Source organism: Vicinamibacterales bacterium, assembly GCA_036496585.1.
Taxonomy (GTDB): Bacteria; Acidobacteriota; Vicinamibacteria; order Vicinamibacterales; family 2-12-FULL-66-21; genus JAICSD01.
In genome coordinates this window covers 75387-92857 of the sequence record DASXLB010000080.1, presented here as the reverse complement: position 1 = coordinate 92857, position 17471 = coordinate 75387, and the positions used below count along the sequence as shown (strand labels likewise).

At 67.6% G+C, this 17471-nt stretch carries 17 protein-coding genes; 8 read left to right on the top strand and 9 right to left on the bottom strand.

Annotation, left to right across the window (positions count from 1 at the left end):
• Positions 1-103 precede the first annotated feature (103 nt).
• The gene (locus tag VGI12_22660) at positions 104-730 is read right to left on the bottom strand and encodes a hypothetical protein (protein HEY2435489.1); all 627 of its coding nucleotides are present in this window, start codon (positions 728-730) and stop codon (positions 104-106) included.
• 32 nt (positions 731-762) lie between these two features.
• Positions 763-1218, bottom strand: a complete 456-nt coding sequence (locus VGI12_22655) for a protein-disulfide reductase DsbD domain-containing protein (protein ID HEY2435488.1) — start codon at positions 1216-1218, stop codon at positions 763-765.
• Between the two features lie 36 nt (positions 1219-1254).
• Between VGI12_22655 and VGI12_22650 the strand changes: the two genes are divergently transcribed.
• Both VGI12_22650 and VGI12_22645 read left to right on the top strand, forming a co-directional pair.
• Positions 1255-1953, top strand: a complete 699-nt coding sequence (locus tag VGI12_22650; GenBank protein ID HEY2435487.1) for a response regulator transcription factor — start codon at positions 1255-1257, stop codon at positions 1951-1953.
• The gene (locus VGI12_22645) at positions 1950-3326 is read left to right on the top strand and encodes an ATP-binding protein (protein ID HEY2435486.1); all 1377 of its coding nucleotides are present in this window, start codon (positions 1950-1952) and stop codon (positions 3324-3326) included. Before VGI12_22650 ends, VGI12_22645 begins: the two co-directional genes overlap by 4 nt.
• A 4-nt stretch (positions 3327-3330) precedes the next feature.
• On the opposite strand, the gene VGI12_22640 is transcribed toward VGI12_22645, so the two are convergent.
• From VGI12_22640 to VGI12_22615, 6 genes are all read right to left on the bottom strand, one after another.
• Positions 3331-4350, bottom strand: a complete 1020-nt coding sequence (locus tag VGI12_22640) for an inorganic phosphate transporter (protein ID HEY2435485.1) — start codon at positions 4348-4350, stop codon at positions 3331-3333.
• Positions 4347-4964 (bottom strand): DUF47 family protein, encoded by a 618-nt coding sequence (locus VGI12_22635; GenBank protein HEY2435484.1) that lies wholly within the window; start codon positions 4962-4964, stop codon positions 4347-4349. Before VGI12_22635 ends, VGI12_22640 begins: the two co-directional genes overlap by 4 nt.
• 125 nt (positions 4965-5089) lie before the next feature.
• The gene (locus tag VGI12_22630; GenBank protein HEY2435483.1) at positions 5090-6391 is read right to left on the bottom strand and encodes a TolC family protein; all 1302 of its coding nucleotides are present in this window, start codon (positions 6389-6391) and stop codon (positions 5090-5092) included.
• The gene (locus tag VGI12_22625; GenBank protein ID HEY2435482.1) at positions 6384-9590 is read right to left on the bottom strand and encodes an efflux RND transporter permease subunit; all 3207 of its coding nucleotides are present in this window, start codon (positions 9588-9590) and stop codon (positions 6384-6386) included. Before VGI12_22625 ends, VGI12_22630 begins: the two co-directional genes overlap by 8 nt.
• Positions 9590-10801, bottom strand: a complete 1212-nt coding sequence (locus tag VGI12_22620) for an efflux RND transporter periplasmic adaptor subunit (protein ID HEY2435481.1) — start codon at positions 10799-10801, stop codon at positions 9590-9592. Before VGI12_22620 ends, VGI12_22625 begins: the two co-directional genes overlap by 1 nt.
• 66 nt (positions 10802-10867) lie before the next feature.
• The gene (locus tag VGI12_22615) at positions 10868-11164 is read right to left on the bottom strand and encodes a hypothetical protein (GenBank protein ID HEY2435480.1); all 297 of its coding nucleotides are present in this window, start codon (positions 11162-11164) and stop codon (positions 10868-10870) included.
• Positions 11165-11197: 33 nt separating this feature from the next.
• Here VGI12_22615 and VGI12_22610 point away from each other — a divergent pair, with 33 nt between their 5' ends.
• The 6 genes from VGI12_22610 to VGI12_22585 all read left to right on the top strand — a co-directional run bounded on the left by VGI12_22610 (position 11198) and on the right by VGI12_22585 (position 17130).
• The gene (locus VGI12_22610; GenBank protein ID HEY2435479.1) at positions 11198-12286 is read left to right on the top strand and encodes a porin; all 1089 of its coding nucleotides are present in this window, start codon (positions 11198-11200) and stop codon (positions 12284-12286) included.
• Between the two features lie 115 nt (positions 12287-12401).
• Entirely contained in the window at positions 12402-13469 is a 1068-nt protein-coding gene (locus VGI12_22605; protein ID HEY2435478.1) for a hypothetical protein, read from the top strand.
• 38 nt (positions 13470-13507) lie between these two features.
• Complete coding sequence (gene pstS, locus VGI12_22600; protein ID HEY2435477.1) at positions 13508-14527, top strand: phosphate ABC transporter substrate-binding protein PstS; 1020 nt, start codon at positions 13508-13510, stop codon at positions 14525-14527.
• Between the two features lie 16 nt (positions 14528-14543).
• A complete protein-coding gene (gene pstC, locus VGI12_22595) occupies positions 14544-15500 on the top strand; it encodes a phosphate ABC transporter permease subunit PstC (GenBank protein ID HEY2435476.1) in 957 nt (318 codons plus the stop codon).
• 1 nt (position 15501) lies between these two features.
• The gene (gene pstA, locus VGI12_22590; GenBank protein ID HEY2435475.1) at positions 15502-16350 is read left to right on the top strand and encodes a phosphate ABC transporter permease PstA; all 849 of its coding nucleotides are present in this window, start codon (positions 15502-15504) and stop codon (positions 16348-16350) included.
• An 87-nt stretch (positions 16351-16437) separates the two neighbouring features.
• Complete coding sequence (locus VGI12_22585) at positions 16438-17130, top strand: response regulator transcription factor (GenBank protein HEY2435474.1); 693 nt, start codon at positions 16438-16440, stop codon at positions 17128-17130.
• Here the strand turns inward: VGI12_22585 and VGI12_22580 are convergent, their stop codons facing one another.
• Positions 17131-17262: a hypothetical protein gene (locus tag VGI12_22580; GenBank protein ID HEY2435473.1), complete on the bottom strand. Its 132-nt coding sequence runs from the start codon at positions 17260-17262 to the stop codon at positions 17131-17133.
• Positions 17263-17471: the final 209 nt, after the last annotated feature.

Genomic DNA, 17471 nt, shown 5'->3' with positions numbered 1-17471 from the left:
TCATTGGCATTTAACTTTGTATCACAAAGCACAACGCCAACGCCAGCTGCGAACGAAGAAACGAACCTTCGTCCCCTTCGCCTTCCTTCGTGCCCTTCGTGTTCTAAGCGGTGGCGACCCAGGCGATGCCGAGCAGGATCGACGACACGCCGACCAGCGCGCCGGCGCCGTGGCCGACGCGCTGCAGCGTGCGCGTCGAGAGCAGGCCGGCCAGCAGCACTCCGAACAGCGACATCGAGGCGAGGATCCCGACGGCGAAGATCACGATGAGCGCCAGCAGCATGGGCAGCGGCTGGCTGCCGGCGCGCTGGCCGAACGGCGTCAGCATCACGACCGCGCGCAGGCTGCTCACCGCGAACGCCGCGCCGATCATCGTCGGCAGGTGCGAGTGCTGATGCGGCTGCGCGGCGTCGGCCGCGTGGCTGTGGCGCGTCAGGTGCTGGAGCGTCACCAGCCCCATCACGATCAGGAGCGCTCCCCCCAGCATCTCCCCGCCGCGCTCCACGTGCACCGGGATGGACCAGCCCACGAGCACGATGAGCGCCGCGCCGCAGCCGAGCAGCAGCGCGTGTCCGCCGGCGAAGCGCAGCGCCACGCCGAGCGCGCGGGCGCGGCGCGCCGCGGCCGACCGGGAGGCGCCGTCCATCGACAGCGTCGCGATCGCCATCAGGTGATCGCCGCCAAGCCCATGGAGAAACCCGAGTGCGAACGCCGACAGGAGCAGGACCAAGATCGCCGATTATATCGGACTCGTCGCCGCCCCTACTTCACTGTCACCGTCCACTCGACGGGGACGGTCTTCGGCAGATAGCAGATCGTCTCGTCGCATGCCTGATACCGGACCGTGCCCCTGATCGTCACGGCGCCGGACGCGGTGCGCGCAACAGCAACTGCGTCGGTGATGCGAAACGGCTTCGCATAGACGAGCGCGGTCTCGTTGAGCGCCGGCTCCACGTACTTCTGGCCGGGCGGATATGTGGCCTTGGCGATCGTCAACGCCGGATCGGCCGCAAGCGTGAGCTGGATCGGAATGTAGCCGGCCACACCCGGCGCATAGACGTGCAGCTTCGGCCTGGGCGTGACCTCGAGCTGCAGCGTGACCGTCCCGCCCGGCGCGACCTCGCTCACGTTCGCCGACGTCTTCAGCACGACTTGTGGTGTCTCTCGAGAAGTCACGGCGGCCTGCGCCACCCAGGCTGCGACGAACAGCGCCAGCATCCTCCTATTTTACGGAAAGCGCCGGCGGATGCGAGAATGAGTGTCCTCGAACCGCCTGTGAGCCGCATCCTCATCGTCGAAGACGAAAAAGACATTGCCGACCTGATCGCGCATGCCCTCGGCAAAGCGGGGCACGCGACGGAGATCGCCGCGACGGGTACGACTGTGCTCCCGCGGGTCAAAGCGTCGCCGCCGGACCTGATTCTGCTCGACCTGATGCTGCCGGGCATGGACGGCCTGCTGGTGTGCCAGGCCCTCCGCCACGATCCGGCGACGGCGGCCATCCCGATCATCATGCTGACCGCTCGCGGCGAAGAAGCGGAACGGATTGCCGGGCTCGAGCTGGGCGCCGACGACTATGTGACCAAGCCGTTCAGCCCGCGCGAGCTGGCGGCGCGGATCGCGGCGCTGCTGCGCCGCGTGCAGCGGCCGCCGGCCGGGCCGGTGCTCGCCTACGGGCCGCTGACCATCGACGTCGAGCGCCATGCGGTGCACGCCTCGGGAGCGGAGGTGCGGCTGACGGCCAAGGAATTCCTGCTGCTGCAGTATCTCGTCGAGCACCGGGGCCGCGTGCTCTCGCGCGATCTGCTGCTCAGCGACGTGTGGGGCTACCAGTACACCGGCGGCACCAGGACCGTCGACGTGCACGTGCGCCGGCTGCGCGAGAAGCTGCCGTTCCTCTCCGAGGCCATCGCCACCATCAAGCAGTTCGGCTACCGCCTCGAGGATCGATGACCTTCGCCGGCCGACTCGCCGCCGGGGGGACCGTTGCCGCCGCCGCGGGCGTCGCCACGGCTCTCGCGATCGCTGCGTTTGCCGCGCCGCGGCTGCCGGCCGCCTGGCACACCCAGCGGGCGGCACTCGCCTTCGCCGGCGGCATGGTTGCCGCCTCGGCGGTGTTCGCGGCGGTGCTGGCGCCAGTGCGGCGCCGCATGCGACACCTCGACGAACGGGCCCGCCGCTATGCTAGCGGCGATTTCGCGCGCCTCCTGCCCGACTACGGGACCGACGAAATCGGCACCATCTCCGGCAACCTCGACGCGCTGGCGCGCGACGTCGCGGCGCGGCTGGCCAGGCTGTCGGCCGACAGCGCGCGGCTCGAAGCCATCCTCTCGGGCATGGTCGAAGGCGTGCTCGTCGTCAACGAACACGGGCGGCTGCAGCTCGCCAACGACGCCGCGCGGCGGATGCTGCATCTCGACGACGCCATCGCGGGCCGGAGCTATCCCGAGATCGTGCGCCATCCCGCGGTGGCCGGCCAGATCGCGGCGGCATTGGCGGGACAGCCGGTGACGAGCGTCGAGCTGACCGGCGTCGCCGACGAGTCGCAGACGATGATCGCCCGCACGGCGCCGGTCAACGTCGCCGCCGGCCGCGCCGCGGTCGTCGTGTTCCACGACATCAGCGACCTGCGCCGCACCGACCGTATCCGCCGCGACTTCGTCGCCAACGTGTCGCACGAGCTGCGCACGCCGTTGACCGCGATCCGCGGCTACGTCGAGGCGCTCGCCGACGCGACGCCCGAGGAGAGCCGGACATTCCTCGAGATCATCAGCCGCCACACGCTGCGCATGGAGCGTCTGGTCCGCGATCTCCTCCGCCTGGCGCGGATCGAGGCCGGACAGGAGACCGTCGATCGGCTCCCCTGCTCGGTCGATGGACTGGTGACGGCGGTGGAAGCCGATCTGGCCTCGGTGCTCGCCGGCAAGCATCTCCGGCTCGAGCGAGCGATCGACCCGGCGGCCACGACCGTGAACGGCGATCCCCACAAGCTGCAGGACGTGCTGCGCAACCTGATCGAGAACGCGGCGAACTATTCGCCCGACGGTGGACGCATCACCGTGACGGTGACAGCGGCCGCGGGCCGCCTGCGCCTGCGGCTCGCCGACGAGGGCCCGGGCATTCCGCCGGCCGATCTGCAGCGCGTCTTCGAGCGGTTCTACCGCGTCGACAAGGCGCGAACCCGCGACGGGCGCGATCCCGGCGGCACCGGCCTCGGACTGTCGATCGTGCGCCACCTGGTGGGACTGCACGGCGGCACGATCAGCGCCGCCAACGCCGCGCCGCACGGCGCAGTCTTCACAATCGACCTGCCGGCCGGCGGGTAGCCGTCTAGCGGAAGCCCGCCAGCGCGAAGAGGTAGTACATCGCCGCGCCGATCAACGCGGCGGTCGGGATCGTCAGCACCCACGCCCAGACGATCTGGCCGGCGACGCCCCAGCGCACCGCCGACAGCCGCCGCGTCGCCCCGACGCCGACGATCGCGCCGGTGATCGTGTGGGTCGAGCTGACGCCGACGCCGAACTGCGTGGCGATGAAAATCGCGACCGCCGCGCCGGTCTCGGCGGCGAAGCCGCCCATCGGCTGCAGCTTGGTGATCTTAGACCCCATCGTGTGGATGATGCGCCAGCCGCCGGTCAGCGTCCCGAGGCCGATCGCCGAGTAGGCGGCGAGCTCGACGAGCCGCGGAATCGGCAGCTGCCCGTTCTCCAGCTGCAGATAGCCGCCGGTCACCAGCGCACCGGCGATGATGCCCATCGTCTTCTGCGCGTCGTTGGCGCCGTGCATCAGCGAGAACGCGGCGGCCGACAGCAGCTGCAGACGCCGGAACCAATGATCGACGCGGCCCGGGCGGAAGTTACGGAAGATCCAGAAGATCGAGACCATCACGCCCAGCCCGACGATCAGCCCGACCAGCGGAGAGATGACGATGAAGATGAGGGTCTTGTACCAGCCGCTGAGGATGATCGCGCCGAAGCCCGCCTTGGCGACGGCCGCGCCGGCGTAGCCGCCGAACAGCGCGTGCGACGAACTGGTCGGCAGACCGTAATACCAGGTGATGAGATCCCAGACGATCGCCCCGAGCAGGCCGGCGTAGATCACCGTGAACGTGACCACCCGCAATTCGACCATCCCGGAACCGACCGTCTTCGCGACGGCGGTGCCGAACAGGAAGGCCGCGGCGAAGTTGAAGAACGCCGCCCAGATGACCGCCTTGCCCGGCGACAGCACCCGGGTCGACACCACGGTGGCGATCGAATTCGCCGCGTCGTGGAAGCCGTTGATGTAGTCGAAACAGAGGGCGACCAGGATCAGGCCGCCGACCGCGAACAGATTGGCGTCGACACTCACGCGTGCTTCACCACCACGCCTTCGAGCACGTTCGCGACGTCTTCACAGCGGTCGGTCGCCTGCTCGAGGAAGTCGAAGATCTCCTTCCACTTCATGATCACCACCGCGTCCTTCTCCTCTTTGAACAGCGACTGCACGGCGGCCTGGTGCGCGCGGTCGGCCTCGTTCTCGAGGCGGTTGATCTCGACGGCGCACTCGGCGACCCCCTTCCGCCCTTCGAGCGCCTTGATGGCGCCGACGACCTGCTGCGCCGACTCGCGCACCAGGTGCGCCAGCTCACGCGCGCCGGGGCGCACGGCCTCGATCTGATAGAGGCGCAGGATGGTCGCCGAAGCGTCGATCGCGTCCATCACGTCGTCGAGCGAGCGCGCCAGGGTGTGGATGTCTTCGCGGTCGAGCGGCGTCACGAACGTGCGGTTGAGGCGCTGGATGATCTCGTGGGTCAAGAAATCGCACTTGTGCTCGATCTCCTTGATCTCATCGGCCTTGTCCCAGAGCGGACGGTCCGGACGCAGCATCTGGTCGAGCAGATCCGCGCCGACGCGAATCTGCTCGGCCATCGCGGTGAAGTCGTCGTAGAACCGCTCTTCCTTCGGGATCAGCCTGAACGCCAAAATCCACCCCTTTCGTCGCCGCCATCATATGCAACATTGGTGTAAACGCGACGGCAGGGGAGGCGAGTTAACACGCCTGAAACATGCAGGCGGGATGGGGCGTTCGTTCACACATCGGGCCATCGTCACTTCAGGGTGCCGGTCGTGTAGCGCAGCGCCGCCAGGCGGGCCCGGTAGTCGTATCGCGCGCTGGACTGCGCGATCTCGGCCGAGGTCTTGTTCAGCTGCGCCTGGGTCAGCTCGACGATCGAGGTCAGGCCCAGGTTGTATCGCGATTGCGCGAGCTCGAGGGCATCGGAGGCCTGCGCCAGCAGCGCCCGGGTCAGGTCGAGGCGCTGGAAGGCCGTCCGCGTGGCGAGCCAGGCGATGGTCACGTCGCGGGCGATGCCGTTCTCGAGCTCGCGCGCGCTCTCCTGCAGCGCCTCCGCGCGGAACGCTGCTTCGGCGTGCCGCGCGTTGAAGAGGCCGCCGTTGCTCAGCGGCACCGTCAGGTTCACGCCGGCGGCCGCGTAGTGGTCGGTGATGCCGTTTGCGTGATAGGGCGTGACGCCGGCCACCCCGACCGCCGCCAGCGACGGCATCCACAACGCCCGCTCCGCCTCGGCGAACTTGGTCGCGGCATCGGCGGCCAGCCGGCGCGCGGCCACGTCGGGACGACTCCGGAGCGCTTCCGCCACGAGCGCGGCGCTGTCGTCCGGCGGCGGCGACAGGTCTCCTTCGTCGACGAGCAGATAGCTCGACGACACCGGGTCGCCGACCGCAGCGGAGAGCGCCGCCTGCGCCGAGGCCAAGTCGTTCTGCGCCTGCACCCGCAGCAGCTGCGCCTCCCCCAGATTGACCCGCGCGAAGCTGACGTCGAGACTCGACTTCAGGTTGCTGTCGGCGAGCGCCTGGATCTGGTCGGCGACCGTCTGGCGGGTCGTCACCGTCTCTTCCGCCACGCGGAGCACCGCCTGGGCCCGCAGGGCGTCGAAGTAACTCCGATCGACGACCAGCAACACGTCGGCGCGACGCGCGTCGGTCTCCCGGTCGCGCGATTCGGCGCTGAGCGTCGTGCTTTGGACGAGATCATGCGTACGACCGAAGTCGGTCACCAGCTGCGACACCGCCACGCCCGTCGCCAGGCGATCGAACACCGTCGGGTTGTTCAGGCCGCCGGCGGCGATGCGGGTCGACTCGGCCGACGCGTCGGCCGCAGTCACGGCGCCGACCGCCGTCGGCAGATAGGCCGACCGCGCCTCGTGCACCATCTCGTGCGCCGCGAGCGCCGCCGCTTCGCCGACCTTGATCGTCGGGTGGCGCTGGAGCGCGAGCTGTTCGGCGTCGGGCAGGGTCAACGTGCGCGGCGTAGACGGATTCTGGGCGGCGGCCTGGAACGGCACCGCGCACCAGGCGAGCGCCGCAAAGGCGACAGCCCTCCTATGCATGACGCACCCTGCGGTAGACCAACAGGTAGGCGGCCGGCACGACGACCACCGTCATCGCGACCGAGACGAGCAGCCCGCCGATGATCGCGCGGGCCAGCGGCGCGTAGGCTTCGCTGCCGGTCCCGAGTTTGAGCGCCATCGGGATCAACCCGAACACTGTCGCCAGCGACGTCATCAGGATCGGCCGCAGCCGGATCCGGCACGAGCTGACGACCGCGTCGACGAGCGGCTCGCCGTCCTGCTCGAGCCGGTGCGTGAATTCGACGATCAGGATGCTGTTCGACACGACCATGCCGACCATCATCAGCACCCCCATCAGCGACTGCACGTTCAGCGTCGTCGCGGTGAGCAGGAGCGCGATGACGACGCCGGCGAGGCCGGTCGGCACGGCGAGCAGGATGAGCAGCGGATCGACGACCGACCGGAACTGGGCGACGAGAATCAGGTAGAGGAGGACCAGCGCCAGCGACAGGCCGCCGGCGAAGCTCGTGAAGCTTGCCTCCATCCCCTGCACCATGCCGCGCAGGTCGACCTTGACCCCCGCCGGCAGGTGCAGGCGCGCGATCGCGGCGCGCACGCCTTTGGCGACTCCGCCGAGGTCCTCTCCCGCAGGGTTGACGTAGATGTCGACCACCCGGCGGATCTGGTAGTGGTCGATCTCGGTCGGCGACTTGAGCGGCGTCACCGTCGTCACCGCGTCGAGCGTCGTCGGGTTGCGGATCTTCTCGGCGTGCAGCGGAATGCCCCGCAGATCGAGCAGGGTGTGGATGCGATCCTCCGGGTATTGCACGGTCAGCAGGTAGTCGTTCCCGCTCTTGGGGTCGACCCAGTAGCTCGGCGCGATCATCTGGTTCGAGGTCAGCGCGGTGATGACGTTGCCGACGACCTCGCGCTGGTTCAGCCCCAGCATCGCGGCGCGGGCCCGATCGACGTCGAGGCGCAGCGAGGGATAGTCGACGTCCTGCGGGACGAAGGCGTCGCTGACCCCGGCGACCGACCGCAGCTCACCGGCGAGGTCCGCCGCCGTCGCGTGCACCAGCTCGAGATTCGAGCCGCTCAGCTGCACGTCGATCGGCGCCGGCAGTCCCTGATTGAGAATCGCGTCGACCATCCCGCCGGAGCTGAAGAACGCGCTGATGTCCGGCAGCTCCTGGGCCATCGCCTGGCGAACGCGCGCGATGTACTGATAGCTGCCGATCCGGTGCTTCTCCCGAAGCGCCACCTGCACCGTCGCGGTGTGGGGCCCGGCGTTGCTGGTGTAGATCGACGAGAAGCCCGGCTGCACACCGATGTTGGCGACCACCAGCTCCAGGTCGGCGGGATCGACGATGCGCTTGACGATGGCCTCGACTTCGGCGACCTGGCCCGACGTCACTTCGATGCGGGTGCCGGACGGGGCCTTCATGTTGATCATGAACTGCCCGGCGTCGGTGCGCGGGAAGAACGACAGGCCGAGCAGCGGCGAGAGCATCAGCGCCGACGCGCAGAAGACCAGCACGGCGACGAGCACCAGCGCCGGCCGCCGCAGCGAGACGCGGACCCGTCCTTCGTACCAGCCGAGCAGCGCCTCGAATCCGTGGCTGAACCCCCGGTTGAAGCGCTCCATGCGCGACAGACTCGGTTGCGCGATCGGCATCCGCCGGTTCTCGTCGTCGGGAACCGTACCGACGATCCCTTCTTCGGCGCCGCTGTCGAATTCCGGATGACCCGGGTGATGATGCGAGTGCGAGGGCGCCTTCATGAAGCGCGCGCAGAAAAGCGGCACGACCGTCAGCGCCACGAAGTACGACGCGAACAGCGCGAGCACGACCGCCAGCGCCAGCGCCGAAAACAGGAAGCGACTGACGCCGTAGAGGAACATCACCGGGAAAAACACCACCGAACTGGTGAGGGTCGCGGCGAGCACCGCCATCGACACCTCGTCGCCGCCGCGTTCGGCCGCCACAGCCGGCGTCTCCCCCAGCTCGAGGTGGCGGTAGATGTTCTCGAGGACGATCACCGCGTTGTCGATGAGCCGCGAGAACACCAGCGCGAAGCCGGCGAGGATCATCGTGTTGATCGAGGCGCCGCCGGCATACAGGACAACGATCGCTGCCAGCACCGAGAGCGGGATCGCCAGGAACACGCCGGCGGTCGCACGGAAACTGCCGAGGAACACCAGCACCATCAGCCCGGTCAGCGCCAGCCCGATCCCGCCTTCGTCCAGCAGCGTCTCGATCGCGCGCTTGACGAACAGCGACTGATCGAACACGACGTCTGCCCGCAGCTGCGGCGGCGTGTCGACGAGAGTGTCGACCACCGCCTTGACGCCGTCGACGACCGCGATGGTGTTGGTGTCGCCCCCCTGCTTCATCACCGGCAGGTAGGCCGAGTTCTGGCCGTCGACGCGGACGACGTTGTTCTGGATCTGGTTCGCGTCGAGCGCCCTGCCGATGTCGCCGACCGTGACGATCGCCGGACCGTCGCTCTTCAGCGGAATGCGGTTGATGTCGTCGATGTCGCGGAACTGGCTGTTGGTGAAGATGGTGTAGTCGAACGGGCCGATCTTGACGTCGCCCGACGGCAGGATCAGATTCGCGTTGTTCACCGCGCGGACCACGTCCATCGGGCTCATCTGGTACGCCTGCAGCTTGTCGGGATCGACGTAGACCATGATCTGGCGGTACTTGCCGCCGAACGGGGGCGGCACCGACGCGCCCGGCACGGCGGCGAGCTGGTTGCGGATGGTGAATTGCCCCAGGTCGCGCAGTTGCGTCTCGGTCAGCCCTTCCCCGCGCAGGGTGATCAGGCACACCGGCAAACTGGAGGCGTCGAACTTCTGGACGATCGGCGGCAGCGTGCCCGGCGGCAGCCGCCGCAGGTCGGCCATCGCCAGGTTCGAGATCTCGGTGACGTCGGAGTCGGCGTTGGTCCCCGGCTGGAAGAACACCTTGATGATGCTCGTCCCGGGCAACGACCGTGATTCCATGTGGTCGATGCCGGCGCCGAGCGTGAAGAAACGCTCGAACCGGCCGGTGATGTCCGTCTCGATCTGCTCCGGCGGCATGCCGCTGTAGAACGTGGCGACCACCACTTGCGGAATGTTGATCGTCGGGAAGAGATCCACCGGCATCCGCAGCAGACTGGTGAGCCCGATGACCGAGACGATGAGGCACGCGACGACGATGAAGTAAGGGTTCTTGATCGAGAAGCGCGGCATCACTTCTCCCCTTGCGTCGCCGGCGACACGATCTTCGGCGTCACCGCCGTGCCGCGCTTCAACTGGTCACGCGCGCCGATCACCACGAGGTCGCCGGCCGCGATCGGTCCGCTGACCTCGACCCGCGACGCCGACTCCAGCCCCACCGTCACCGTGCGCGGCTCGATCACGCCATCTCTGGTGACGACGACCAGGCTGCCGCGTCCGCCGCCCCGGTCGATCGCCTCGACCGGCACCGTCAGCACGTCACGCGCCTCCCTGAGCGCTATCGTCGCGGCGGCGTTCATGCCCGGCATCAGCTCCCCCGACGGGTTCGGCACATCGACCTCCACCGGCATCGTCCGGGTATCCGGATCGAGCCGATCGGCGAAGCGCGCGACCGCGCCGGCGAACGTGCGGCCGATGGCCGGCACAGCAACCGTGACCGGCGTCTTGAGCCGGATGCTCGGCACCGCCGACTCCGGCACCGCCAGGACCAGGCGCAGCGTGTCGACCTCCGACAGCCGCACGATCGGCATCGTCTGCGTCTGCGACGAGGTGCCGGCCTGGATCATCGCGCCATGGTCGGCGTAGCGGCGCGTGATCACGCCCGAGAACGGCGCCGAGATCCGGGTGTAGTTGAGCAACGTCTGCGTCTTGCGGCCGTTCGCCCTGGCGTACTCGAGCTGACCTCGTGCCGCCGCCACCGAGGCCTTGGCCGTGGCGACCTGCGCTTCCGCCTGGCGGTCGCGCGAGGCGACCTCGTCGAGATCCTGCTGCGCGATCAGCTTCGGGCGTGTCTTGTCGACGGCGGCCAGCCGCGCCGCAGCCAGGTGCGACGCGTCGTGCGCGGCGCCGGCGCGATCGAGATCCGCCTGGGCGCGGTTGACGTCCTCCGCGGCGCGGGTGATGGCCGCCTCGTCCTGCTGCGCTTCGTTCTGCAGCTCGGGCACCTCCAGCAACGCGAGCAACTGCCCTTCCTTGACGTGGTCGCCGACGTCGACGGTGATCGACTGCAGGTAGCCGGCCACCTTGGCGTGGACGTCGATCTCCTGGTTGGCGCGGAACTCGGCGCCGATGGTGAGCGCCTGGGTGACGTCACCGCGGGTGACCGGGGCCACCGCGACGGTTTTCGCATCCGGCTTGCGCTCGGCAGCCCCCGCGCTCGCCCGTGTACAGGCAGAGACTGCGGTGGCGACGCCGAGCGCGCAGATACCTACGACTCGCTTCATGCGTGCAACTCCCGCCGCGGGCAGGGCCCCGGCAGCTACGACCAACCCGATGACGACGACGGATGGCTAGGAGCGGACGACCGCGGGAGGACCGCGAAGGGAAGCGATGACGTGCTGTGGCTCGATGGGGATCGGCAGGCGCGGGAGCTGCGGCGCAGGACCGACCGGCCGCAGCAGCGGCGAGGCCGCCGCGTCCGGCGGCGGCGCCGCGACGTCGGGGGGGACGTCGAACGACTTGTTGAAGCTGGGCGCGAGCCGCGGCCTTGGACCGGGGTCGAACGTCCGCGTCGCGCGGACGAACGCCGGCACCACGACGAGGCACACGATCAAAGCGCCGACAAGGGCGCGCAGCTTCGACAGCATTCCCGCAGATCCGAGAATCAGTAGTATATCCACTTGCGCGCGCCGCGAATTCTGTCATCCCTGTCAGGTTGGCTGCTCCTGACGATCGCCGTGCCGGCCTTGGCACAGTCGGTTCCGACGACGCCGGCCGACACCCCTTCGATCCGTGTCGGCACCACGATCTTCACGGACTACAGCATCCAGCAGGAGCCGAAGATTACCGACGCCGACGGTAACCAGGTCGAGCAGAGCCAGTTCGAGATCACCCGCGCCTACATCAACCTGACCGGCAACGCCTCGAAGCGGATTTCCTTTCGACTCACCACCGACGTCACCCGCGAGACCGGCACCGGATCCGCGCTGAACGGCAGCTACACCCTGCGTCTGAAGTTCGCCTACCTGCAGTGGAATCTCGACGACGCGCTGCGCAGCAAGGACACCTACGTCCGGCTGGGCATCCAGCCGACGCCCTGGCTGGTACATATGGACGAGATCTACCGCTACCGCTTCCAGGGACAGGAATTCGAGGAGCGCGACGGGTACCTGAATTTCGCAGACGTCGGCGTGTCGATGCACTACACGCTGCCGGACGGCTACGGCGACGTCCATACGGGCCTCTACAACGGCGAAGGCTACAGCCACGTCGATCCGAACGATCAGAAGGGCTGGATGACGCGCGGCACGCTGCGGCCGTTTCCGCGGCGTGGCGTCCTGCGCGGGCTCCAGGTCAACGGGTTCTATGATCGCGATGCCTACGTCAGCGACGCTGAGCGACGCCGCACCAGCGCGTCGGTGACGTTCGAGCATCGCTATGTGACCGCCGCCTACGACACGATGCGTGCCATCGATCAGGTGACCACCGCCGTCGCGCCGCTGCGCGGCCGCGCCTGGTCGGCGTGGGTCGTCCCGAAGTCCACGCACGGCTGGGAAGGGCTCCTGCGCGTCGATCGGATCACACCGGACGCGGACGCGGCGGCTCAGGTCCGCCGGCGCGAGATCGCCGGCGTCGCCTACTGGTTTCCGCATCAGGGCCCCGTCCTCACCGCGCTGATGCTCGACCTCGACGACACGCGATTCGCCGGGTTCGTGCCGGCACAGCCGCGGCAGCGCAAGCTGGCGCTGCACGCAATGCTCGTCTTCTAGCCTCAGCTCGCCGGCCCTCGCCGGATTTAACACCGACGTAACGCAGGCGTTACCGGCTGATCATGGGCATCTCATAGGCTTCGGGTCTATGAAGAGACTGTTTCCTTTACTCGTGATGTTGACAGTGGCCGTGCCCTGCGCCGCGCAGGTGACGCCGGCCGCCGGCTACACCCCGCCCGACGACACGCCGTCGATCAAAGTGGGCGCCTTGATTTATACGGACTACACGGTTCAGATGGACCCGAAGATCACCGATACCGACGGCAATTCCACGACGCTGAACTCGTTCAATGTCGGCCGTGCCTACATCAACATCACGGGCAACATCTCGCACAGCATCGCCTTCCGCATCACGCCCGACATCACCCGCGAGACCGGCGCCGGCAGTTCGCTCAACGGCAGCTATACCTTCCGTCTCAAGTACGCCTTCGCGCAGTGGAACCTCGACGACTACATGACGAAGGGATCGTGGGTGCGCCTGGGCCAGCAAACGACGCCCTACGTCGACTACGCGGAAGGCATCTATCGCTATCGGTTCCAGGGCACGACGTTCATCGAACGCGAGGGCTATCAGTCATCGGCCGACGTCGGCGCGACGTTCCACTACAACTTCGCGCAGAACTTCGGCGACTTGCACGGCGGCGTCTACAACGGCGACACCTACACCAAGCCCGAGGCCAACGATCAGAAAGGCTGGACCGTGCGGACCACATTCCGTCCGCTCGCCCACGCCAGCGCACAGGCGGCGCACGGCCTGCGCGTCACCTACTTCGTCGATGCCGACCACTACGTGAAGAGCGCCGATCGCTTGCGCTCGGAACTCGCCGTCACCTTCGAGCATCAGTATCTGAACGCCTCGTTCGAGAGCCTGTGGACGAAGGATCAGACGTCGGTGGCCAAGTCGGAGGCTGACGGCAAGGGCTGGTCGGTGTGGGTGACGCCGCGCACCAAGATCGGCTGGGAAGGGTTGATCCGCTACGACCACCTGGAGCCGAATGACTCGTCCGCGACCTCCAACCAGACACACACCCGGTTCATCGGCGGCATCGCCTACTGGTTCCCGCATCAGGGCAGCGTGTCGACGGCGCTCCTGCTCGACTACGACGACGCGAAGTTCAACAACTTCACGCCAGTGCAGCCCGAGCAGAAGAAGGTCGCCGTCCACTGCCTGCTGAGTTTCTGATCGTCACGCACACGCTCGAGAGGATGAGGAGACAAGTCATGAAAATGTTCGCAATCAGCGCGGCCGGAGTGGCGCTCGCAGCCGCGACGCTCGGCGCCGCCACGCCGATCAACGGCGCCGGGGCGACGTTCCCGGCCCCCATTTATACGAAATGGTTCTCCGAGTACAACAAGCTGCACGGCGACGTGCAGATCAACTATCAGCCCATCGGCTCGGGCGGCGGCATCAACCAGATCTCGCACAAGACGGTGTTCTTCGGCGCTTCCGACGGTCCGATGACCCCCGACCAGATGCTGGCAGCCCAGGGTGGCAAGATCCTGCATTTCCCCACGGTGCTGGGCGCCGTCGTGCCGATGTACAACGTCCCGGGCCTCAAGGGGGAACTCAAGTTCACCGGGCCGGTGCTCGCCGACATCTTCCTCGGCAAGATCACGAAGTGGAACGACCCGGCGCTCACGAAACTCAATCCTGAGGCGAATCTTCCCGGCACCGACATCACCGTCGTGCATCGCGCCGACGGCTCCGGCACCACTTACATCTGGTGCGACTACCTGGCGAAGGTCTCCCCGGAATACAAGAAGCGCATCGGCGTGGCGACCTCGGTCAACTGGCCGGTCGGCCTCGGCGGCCAGAAGAGCGACGGCGTCGCCGGGCTGGTGAGCCAGACCCCGGGCGCGATCGGCTACAACGAGCTGGTCTACGCGATCCAGAACAAGATCGGCTACGGGACCGTGCAGAACATGAGCGGCAAGTTCGTGTCGGCCTCCCTCGAGTCGGTGACCGCGGCGGCGGCCGCCGCGGCTAAAGCCATGCCGGCCGACTTCCGAGTCTCCATCACCAACGCACCGGGCGACGATGTCTATCCGATCGCGTCGTTCACCTGGCTGCTGCTCTACCAGAATCCGTCCGACAAGGCGCAGGCGAAGGTGATGAACGACTTCGTCAAGTGGGCGCTGACCGACGGCCAGAAGTACTGCAAGGACCTCGGCTACGCGCCGCTGCCCCAAAGCGTCGTCGACATGGAGCTGAAGCAGCTCTCGACGATCAGCGCCAAGTAGCGCCCGCCGATCTCGTATGCCTTCATCCACCCGTTCCGACGACACCCTCTTCAAAGTCGGGACGGGTGCGGTCGCGCTGATCGTGCCCGCCGTCGTCGTCGGCATTGCCGTCATGCTCTGGCGCGATTCGCGCCTGTCCATCCACGAGTTCGGCTGGGGCTTCTGGACCACCGCCACGTGGGATCCGGTCTCCGGCGTCTTCGGGGCGCGCCCGTTCATCTGGGGGACGCTCTATTCGTCGATACTGGCGCTGCTGGTCTCGACGCCGATCGCGCTCGGCATCGCGATCTACATCTCCGAACTCTCCCCTGCCTGGCTGCAGCGTCCGCTGGTGTTCATCACCGAGCTGCTGGCCGCCATTCCGTCGATCGTCTACGGACTGTGGGGCATCTTCGTACTCATCCCGTTCATTCGATCGATCGAGCTGGCGACGCCGGCCGCGATGAAGGCGCTGCCGCTGTTCAGCGGTCCGCCGCTTGGCGCCGGCATGCTGGCGGCCGCGACCGTGCTTGCGATCATGGTGATTCCCTTCAGCTCGGCGGTGGCCCGCGAGGTCCTGAGGGCGGTGCCGCAGGCGCAGCGCGAGGGAGCCTACGCGCTCGGGGCGACCCGCTGGGAAGCGATCCGGATGGCGCTCTTCTACGGCCGCACGGGGATCGTCGGCGCGGTGATGCTCGGGTTCGGACGCGCGCTCGGCGAGACGATGGCGGTGACGATGGTCATCGGCAACACCCCGCAGGTGTCGCTCTCACTGTACAAGCCGCAGTACACGATGGCCGCGGTCCTGGCGAACGAATTCGCCGAGGCTGCGACACCGCTCCACATCGATGCGCTCGTCGAGATCGGCCTCGTGCTGTTCGCGATGACCCTGGTGATCAACGCCATTTCCCGCGCCTTCATCTGGTCGCTGGGCCGGCAGACGCGCACGCGCGTCGATCCGGTCCCGGCCGTCCCGGCTGCGGAGGCCGCCTAGCGTGCGCAACCGCTGGCGGAAGGCGCTCTCCGGCACCATCGTCGTCCTCTGCATAGGCGCGGTCCTGGTGGCGCTGCTGCCGCTGGCGCTCGTGCTCTTCTACGTCGTGACCCAGGGCATCACCTCGCTGAACCTGGCGTTCTTCACCCATGGGCCGGTGCCGGTCGGCGAGACCGGCGGCGGCATGGCCAATGCGATCGTCGGATCGCTGATGGTGACGGGGATGGGCGCGATCGTCGCCATTCCGATCGGCGTCATCGCCGGCACGTATGCAGCCGAATACCGCGGCACGCGGATCGCCGTCGCCACGCGTTTCGCCGCCGACACGCTCAACGGCGTGCCCTCGATCGTGATCGGGGTATTCGCGTTTGCGATCGCGGTCCTGCCGTTTCACCAGTTCTCGGCGATGGCCGGAAGCGTCGCACTCGGGATCATGATGCTGCCGCTCGTGACCCGGACGACCGAGGAACTGCTGTTGCTCGTCCCGCAGTCGCTTCGGGAAGGCGCCCTGGCGCTGGGGGCGACGCGGGCACGCGCGGTGTTCACCGTCGTCGTGCCCGCCGCCCTGCCTGGCATCATCACCGGCGTGCTGCTGGCGCTGGCGCGCGTGGCCGGAGAGACGGCGCCCCTGCTGTTCACGGCGCTGAACAACCAGTATTTCACGGCCGATCCGCGCCAGCCGATCTCGACGCTGACGGTGCAGGTCTTCACCTACGCCTCGTCGGCATACACGGATCTGCACCGGCAGGCCTGGGCGGGCGCGCTGGTGCTGGTCATCATCGTTTTCACCTGCTCGCTGCTGGCGCGATTCGCCACGGCACGTCTCGAGCGAATGCAGCGCGGGTCGTAGCGGGCCAGTCGCAGCCGCGACAACGACTTAACCGGCAATTAACACAGGCGTCACACGCGCGAAAAGCCGAGGCCGTAGGCTGCAAGCGTGGTTCCTCCACGCGTACTCGTAGTCGAAGACGAACAGGACATCGCCGGGCTGATCAAGCTCGCCCTCGAGCGATCCGGCGACGCGGCGGTCGAGATCGTCGGACGCGGCGACGACGCGCTCCGTTCGATCGCCGGACGTCCTCCCGACCTGGTCATCCTCGACTTGAACCTGCCAGCCGTTCCCGGCGATGAGATATGCCGGCTGCTCCGCCAGAAACCCGAGACCAGACAGATTCCCATCATCATGCTCACGGCGCGGACGTCGGAGTCGGATCGGGTGGCCGGGCTGGACCTGGGCGCCGACGACTACGTCACCAAGCCGTTCAGCCTGCGCGAGCTCGGCGCGCGGGTGCGCGCGGTGCTGCGGCGCCGCCGCGAAGCGGGCCTCGAGACGAAAGCCTTCCGTTACGCCGGCAAGCACCTGACGGCCGATTTCGAAGCCGTGTCGATCGCCGTGGGCGGCGAGCCGGTGCGGTTGACGCGGCGGGAATTCGAGCTGCTGCGATTCCTGGTCGAGAACAAGAACCGCGTCATCTCACGCGATCGGCTGCTGGAGCGTGTCTGGGGCTACGAGCGCTTCATCGAAACGCGCTCGGTCGACGTGCACGTCGGACGCCTGCGGGCCAAGCTGGGAGTCGCCGGCGGGCAGATCGAAACCGTGATCGGCCTCGGCTACCGCTTCAACGAGTAGTCAGTTGCGGGCGACGGCGGACCAGCCGTCGTTCTCGAGCTCGTCAATCAGGAGGTTGAACACCTGCTGCGCACGTTCGACACGGTGCCAGTCCGTGTAGTGGACGTCCTTCAACACGGTTTCATCCGACACGTCCCGCACTTCCCAGCCGGACTCCCCGCGGGGAGAAATCGAAAATCGGCGCCTGTGGCCCGCGTTTATGAGTTCCTTGGTAAACATCAGTAACCTGTCCTGCATGAATTGACGGCCCTCTTGATCTATATCCCGGGCAGGGATGACAGGGATGTAAACAGTAGGTAAATTCAATTTTTTGGTCAGGCGGACTAAAGGCGGTCCTGGCC